At 66.4% G+C, this 6,406-nt stretch carries 6 protein-coding genes; 3 read left to right on the top strand and 3 right to left on the bottom strand.

Features of this window, described 5'->3' with window-relative positions; all coding sequences use genetic code 11:
* Window positions 1-63 precede the first annotated feature (63 nt).
* The 3 genes from WBV89_RS14045 to WBV89_RS14035 all read right to left on the bottom strand — a co-directional run bounded on the left by WBV89_RS14045 (window position 64) and on the right by WBV89_RS14035 (window position 3,098).
* Entirely contained in the window at window positions 64-972 is a 909-nt protein-coding gene (locus WBV89_RS14045) for a DMT family transporter (protein WP_423981981.1), read from the bottom strand.
* 114 nt (window positions 973-1,086) lie between these two features.
* Window positions 1,087-2,595 (bottom strand): hypothetical protein, encoded by a 1,509-nt coding sequence (locus WBV89_RS14040; protein ID WP_423981980.1) that lies wholly within the window; start codon window positions 2,593-2,595, stop codon window positions 1,087-1,089.
* The gene (locus WBV89_RS14035) at window positions 2,595-3,098 is read right to left on the bottom strand and encodes a sigma-70 family RNA polymerase sigma factor (RefSeq protein ID WP_423981979.1); all 504 of its coding nucleotides are present in this window, start codon (window positions 3,096-3,098) and stop codon (window positions 2,595-2,597) included. The genes WBV89_RS14040 and WBV89_RS14035 overlap by 1 nt, the downstream gene beginning before the upstream one ends.
* A 208-nt stretch (window positions 3,099-3,306) precedes the next feature.
* Between WBV89_RS14035 and WBV89_RS14030 the strand changes: the two genes are divergently transcribed.
* The 3 genes from WBV89_RS14030 to WBV89_RS14020 form a co-directional block, all read left to right on the top strand.
* Window positions 3,307-4,740 (top strand): HNH endonuclease, encoded by a 1,434-nt coding sequence (locus tag WBV89_RS14030; protein WP_423981978.1) that lies wholly within the window; start codon window positions 3,307-3,309, stop codon window positions 4,738-4,740.
* Between the two features lie 139 nt (window positions 4,741-4,879).
* Window positions 4,880-5,677, top strand: coding sequence for an isocitrate lyase/PEP mutase family protein (locus WBV89_RS14025; protein ID WP_423981977.1), 798 nt, complete (start codon window positions 4,880-4,882; stop codon window positions 5,675-5,677).
* Window positions 5,674-6,406: MBL fold metallo-hydrolase (locus WBV89_RS14020; RefSeq protein ID WP_423981976.1), on the top strand; the 733-nt coding region annotated here is incomplete at its 3' end. The genes WBV89_RS14025 and WBV89_RS14020, both read left to right, overlap by 4 nt.

Raw genomic sequence — 6,406 nt, 5'->3', positions numbered from 1 at the left:
CTGGTCACGTTCTCGGCTGGATTCCGCCTCGGGTTCCGGAACGAAAGGCTGCCGAGAATCGGGTCAGGAGCGCCGGGATGGGTCGCAACGCTCGAGGTGGATCGCGTACAGCCCGCTCGCGAGGATGACCCCGCAGCCGATCAGTGTCAGCGTGTCGGGGATCTCGTCGAAGAACAGGTACCCGAGCACGACGGCGCCGAGCAACGTCGTGTACCGGAACGGGGCGGAGACACTGAGGTCGCCGACGCGTACCGATTGGATCGTGAGGACGTAGCCGACCATCAGACAGAGACAGGCGAGCACGAGGTAGAGCCCGGCTCTGGTCGTGACGGCGTTCCAGCCGGTGAACGCGGCGAGCACCCCCGTCATGACGGTGAGCGACACCGCCGTGACCAATGCAACGACCGACGCGGGGATGTCCGAGGCGATCCGGTGCGTGGCGAACTCGCGGATCGTGAGGCACGCCGCCGCCCCGATCACAGCGATCGACCAGGGCGAGAACGCGTCCGTCGCCGGTTGGACGACGAACAGCACCCCGACGAATCCCACCAGAACGGTCGCATACAGACGTCCGCTGACCCGCTCGCCGAGCACCAGCGCGGCGGTGAGGGTGACCGCGAACGGGACGATCAGGAGGATCGTCTGCGCATTCGCGAAATCGAGATGCACGATCGCGCCGAAGAACAACGCCGTTCCGATGAGCTCGGCGACGACCCGCACGACGAGGGGCCGGGTGAGCTGATCGCGGGCGATCCGATCGCCTCGAATTCGACTGGCCGCCAGGAACAGCACCGACATCGCGATCCCACGGAGGCACAGCGCCTGGTACACGTCCAGGCCCTCGTCGGTGGCCTCCCGAATCAGGGCATCGTTCGTGACGTATCCCAGCGACCCGATCCCCATGTACAGCGAACCCAACGCGTTCGGCGACAGGCCCGCGAGGCGAGTCGGCGAACGAGAAGCTACGGGCATCGGCCTGGAACCTAACGGAGATGTCGGTGGCACTCTCGGCTGGGATCTGTCCCGGAAACCGGAACGAAACCCTGCCGAGAACGGAGCGGGCGCCGCGATCTGGACGACCGCGACTCAGCAGTGATGACCGTCGACGCTCACGAGAACCAGCGTGTTCGAGTCGGGGTGCCCGGCCTCGCGGACGGATACGAAAACCCAGTCGACACCGTCCGTCGTGCCGGATTCGATCGTCGGATCGAGCGGTCGGCCGTCGATCGTGAACTCGACGGACGGGACGGTTGCGGATGGGACGAACACGAAGGCGAACGCCTCGTCGGGCGCCGACCAACCGCTGCCACAGTTGACACCCGACCCGGCGACCTCGGACTCGTCGCAGCCCCCACCCCCGCCGTACGCATCGTGCACGAAGGAGGTGCAGACCTGGCCGCCCTCGTTGGTGCGATTCGTGTAGACGAAGCGCCCCTCGGCGGTGTCGCCCAAGATCTCGACGTCGGACACACCCGACGATCGCAGCAGTTGGTCGCGGACGTCGAGGTCAGCAGATGCGAGGTCGGTCATCGTGAGAGACGCTGCAATTGATTCCAGTTCGCCGGCAGGCCCGTGAGCGGTCACGATCGTGTCCGGCGTCGGCTGCCAGACAACCAACGCGTTGAGCACGTCCCTCCGCGATTCGGGAGGGATTGCCACGAGGACGTCGTCCCGCGCCGCGCTGGGCTCCGCCGTGTAGCCCGGCATGCGGGTCACGAGGAACGTGTCGATGTCGATGTCGCCGAAGTAGACGGCCGTATCGATCCCGATGTTGCTGCCGTAGTACACGCTGCGAGCATCGAGCTGATCGGGCACCACCGTGAACGCCTCGGGCGGGTCGATCTCACTCGACGGTTGGCCGGCAACCTCCGCGAACCAGTCGCCGAGTTCATCCTCCGCATCCGGTGAGATGGCCGCCGAGAACAGACCGTCGTCGGTTCGTATCGCATAGTTGACGCTGTCGACGAGCGTCGGCACGAGGCGTTTCGCCACCCGGCCGTCGGGAAGTTCGACATCGGGCTGGTCGGCGAATGACTTTCCCCACTCGCTGTCGGGGAGAATCGTCCACGAGAGCACGGTCGACGAGCCATCGGCATTCGTCCGGACCGCATAGTGCTGGAGCTCAGGCCCACCGAAAACCCAACGCTCAGCAGCGCTCGAGATCTCGCCGCGGCCGGGATCCGGATCCAGAATTGCGATCGCCTCCATCTCGCCGTCCGGCAACGCCCCCACCTGCGCCGTCGTGCGCGGGCCGACATCGACGTCGGCTTCCTGCTCGCTCGGTGATGCGTTGGCAGCATCCGACGCATCGACACTGGAGTCCACCCTCGGGGCCTCCGTCGTCATCGGCACGTCGGATGCGGGCCCATCGGAGACGCCCGTCGGCTCGGTCCGATCGACGAGTCGGAAGAGTCCGACACCGCCGACCGCAAGGAGCAGCACGGCGGCAACGAGCGCCAAGGGGCGCGTCGCACTGCGCCGAGCCACCTTCTCACCCTCGACGGCATCGGGAACCTGGGTCTCCGCGAGAACCCGCATCGCGTCGGCGAGTCGAGTCTCGAGTTCATCTGATTCGGGCCCGGGCGCTTTCGTCATCACGCGAGCTCCTTCCTCATTCGTTCGAGACCGCGATGGATCTGCGATTTGATGGTTCCGATCGGACGATCCACGGCGTACGCGATCTGGCTGTCGGTGAGGCCGGCGTAGTAGCGGAGCACGAGCGCTTCTCGCTCGTCATGGCGAAGGTCGGCGAGCGCAGCGCGGACGGCGATCGCATCGGCATCGATCGCGGGATGGTTCTCGAGCGGAGGCAACGGAATTTCCCGCCGGCGGCGGCCCCACGAGCGTGCGCCGTTCACCACCGCGACACGGAGATATCCACCGGGATTGTCGATCGAGTCCCAACGCCGCACGACTTGTTCGAAGGCGTCGTGAACCAATTCCTCGGCGACGGCAACAGATCCCGTCAACAGGTACGCCAGCCGCGTCATCGGCACGCGGCGGTCGTCGTACAACGCCGCCTGTTCCGGACCGTCGGTCGCCGGCCCGCTGGCGTGGACGTCGCCGTCGAGCAGGGGATCGTTCAACGACACGGACACGTCCGCTCGCCCATGTGTGATTCCATCCCCACCATCACATACATAGGCGCACGAAGCGGCCGATCGGTTGCATCGGTACCGAAAGATGATTCGACCGGCCTCGGCCGAAGATCAGCCATCGTTGAATGCGGTCGGTCGCCACTCGAGGATCGCCGATTCGAATACACCAGCCCTTGCTTCTCGAATCGAACAGGTGTACGATTCGAGTATGAGTTCGACGAGCGACTCAGATCACCCGGCAGGTCCGGTCGATGTGATTGATTCCGACACGTTCGAGTCGGTGTGTGACGACGTTGCCGGGCATCTGAATGCGCAGATGGGCCGGCTGTTGGACCTGACGATCTGGCTGACCGACGCTGACAAACGTGACTGGCAAGGCGACGGACTCTGGACACCCCAGCAGTACCTGGCCTGGCGATGCGCGATCGGACCACACCTCGCTCGCAATCTCGTCGCTGCCGCTCGGCGGGCGGACGAATTGCCGGTCGCGATCGACGCGTTGCGCCGGGGCGAACTCTCCTTCGACCAGTTGATGCCGATCGTGAACACCATCCCCGCCTGGGCCGACGGCCAGGTCACCTCACTCGCGACACGGCTGACGGTCACCCAGATCCGTCGGCTGGTCCGCGACACCGACTGGACCTGGGAGCCTGGACCCGCCAACCGTGACGACGAAGGCGGCGACACCGACGTCGCGGCCGACAACAACGACGAGAGGGCCGCAGCCAGCGACAGCGAGACGACCGAGGCTGATCCAACGCCCGGCCCGGAGCCCGAGCCGGATCCGAATCGTGTCAGCTACGGAGTCGGGCCCGATGGGCGGTGGTGGTTGCACGCCGATCTCGATCTCGACCTCGGCGCGCTCGTCGAGAACGCACTCGACGAAGCTCGCGACGCCGTGTTCACCCGCGAGAACCGCGGCAGCGACCCCGGCGCCACGTTCCGAGTCGTGTCCGACGTCGACGCGTTGATCGAACTCGCGCAACGCTCACTCGACACGATCGCCGAACCCACTCGACGCAATCGGTACCGGGTCAACCTGCACCTCGACCTCGATGCCAGAGTGCGCACCGACCGCGGCGACATGGTTCCCGACTCGATCGCCCGCTTGCTCACCTGTGATGGCGCGATCGATCCGATCTACGTCGAAGACGGTGTCCCGATCTCGGTCGGACGCACACAACGCAGCATTCCCGACCGCACCCGTCGCAGCATCCTGCACCGCGACCAGCACTGCTGCCAGGTCCCCGGCTGCAGCTCGACGCGCGGGTTGGAGATCCACCACATCCAGCACTGGGCCGACGGCGGTGGCACGGACACAGCGAATCTGCTCACACTGTGTGCCCGACATCATCGGATGCACCACAAGCACCGCCTCGGCATCAACGGCAATCCTGACCAGCAGGACACGATGGTGTTCACCAACGCCCGCGGACACCCCATCCGCGCCTCGGGCGCCCACCCACACCCACCAGACGCGCCACCTCCACCGACCCGCGGCGACTACGAACACCCACTCGGCGAACGCCTCGACAGTCGCTGGGTCACCTTCATCGACCCCACCATCCCGCGGCACCTCCGACACCAGCACCCCGACCTCCGCCGACCCGACCTCGGCCCCACCGACTGCGACACCGGGTGACGACCGAGCCCCACCGGATCGGATCTTGCGGTGCAGGCACGACACCCACGTCCAGAGCCAAGGTTGGACGTCGCGGCGTGGTGGCATCGACACCCGAATCCCGCCAGCAGCACACTGGCTCGGGATGTAGAACAGCACCATGACCTCGCCGCGTGCCGCCGAACTCCGCCAGCGATTCCGGTCGCTCCACTCCGGCGAAATCCTGGTGATGCCGAACCCGTGGGACATCGGCTCGGCGAAACTGCTCGCGGAGGTCGGCGCAACAGCGCTCGCCACCACGAGCGCCGGCCACGCAGGAGCGAACGGACGACTCGACCAGAACGTGCAGCGCGACGAACTCCTCGACCACGTCGTCGAGATGTCCACCGCCGTCGAACTGCCGTTCAACGTCGACAGCGAGGACTGCTTCGGAATCGATCCGGCCGGCGTCGCCGAGACCGCCACCCTGATTGCGGCAACCGACGCAGCAGGCTTCTCGATCGAGGACTTCGACCCGCACACCGGCACCATCCGCTCGCTCGAGGACGGCTCCGCGCGGGTGGCAGCCGCGAAGGAGGCCGGCGGCGATCTCGTGCTCACCGCACGTGCTGAGAACCATCTGTACGGCGTGACCGATCTGACGGACACGGTGTGCCGACTCGAGGCGTATCGGGACGCGGGCGCGGACGTGGTCTACGCGCCCGGTGTGACTGCGCCAGCCGACATCGAACGACTCGTGTCGATCGGCATCCCGGTCAACGTGCTCGCGCTTCCCGGCGCGCCGACGATTCCCGAACTGGCCGAGCTCGGAGTCGCCCGGGTGTCCATCGGCAGCATGTTCGCCTGGGCCGCGTACGGCGCGCTGGTCGACGCCGCCCGCGAACTGCTCGGACCGGGAACATCGGGATACTCTGCGCGGATGCTCGACTCCGCACTCCGCGACCAGGCCTTCCGATGACAGCGGAGCAGCTGATCGCCGACTGGGGCGTCGACGAACGACGGCTCAGCGATTCGGTGAGCGTGCTCGTCGGAGCGAACAACGGCGGGTATCCGTCGGGCAATTCGCTCCTCGTGCGTGGACGCGGCGAGACGGTGATCATCGACCCGTCGATCGACGTCGTGTCACGCGGCGGGGCACCGGTTCCGGTGGACGCGGTCATCAACAGCCACAGCCACGAGGATCACATCGCGGGCAACGGCCTGTTCACCGATGCCCGGATCCACGTCCACGATGCCGACCTCCCGGGTGTCAGATCGATGGACGGGTTGATGGCGGTCTACGGCCTCGAGGGTGAGCCCCGCGAGAGTTTCGAGAAGACCGTCATCGACGAGTTCCACTTCACGGCTCGGCCCGACGCCCACGGTTTCAGCGACGGGCACGTGTTCGACCTGGGTGGCGTTCACCTGGAAGCGGTCCACCTGCCCGGACACACCCGCGGGCACTCGGGCTTCCGCGTCGACAACACGTTCTTCCTGTCCGACATCGACCTCACGGGGTTCGGTCCGTACTACGGCGACGTGTGGAGCGATCTGGAAGATTTCGAGGAGAGCCTCGTCAAGGTCCGTTCCGAGGAGGCCGACTTCTACGTCACGTTCCACCACAAGGGTGTGATCGAAGGACGTGCGGCGTTCCTCGAACTGCTCGACGGCTTCCACTCGGTGATCGGCCGTCGACACGCGGCGATGC

Origin of the sequence: Ilumatobacter sp. (assembly GCF_049588435.1) — a bacterium.
Taxonomy (GTDB): domain Bacteria; phylum Actinomycetota; class Acidimicrobiia; order Acidimicrobiales; family Ilumatobacteraceae; genus Ilumatobacter_A.
The sequence above is the reverse complement of the archived record's forward strand: the minus strand, read 5'-3'. Positions and strand labels throughout refer to the sequence as shown.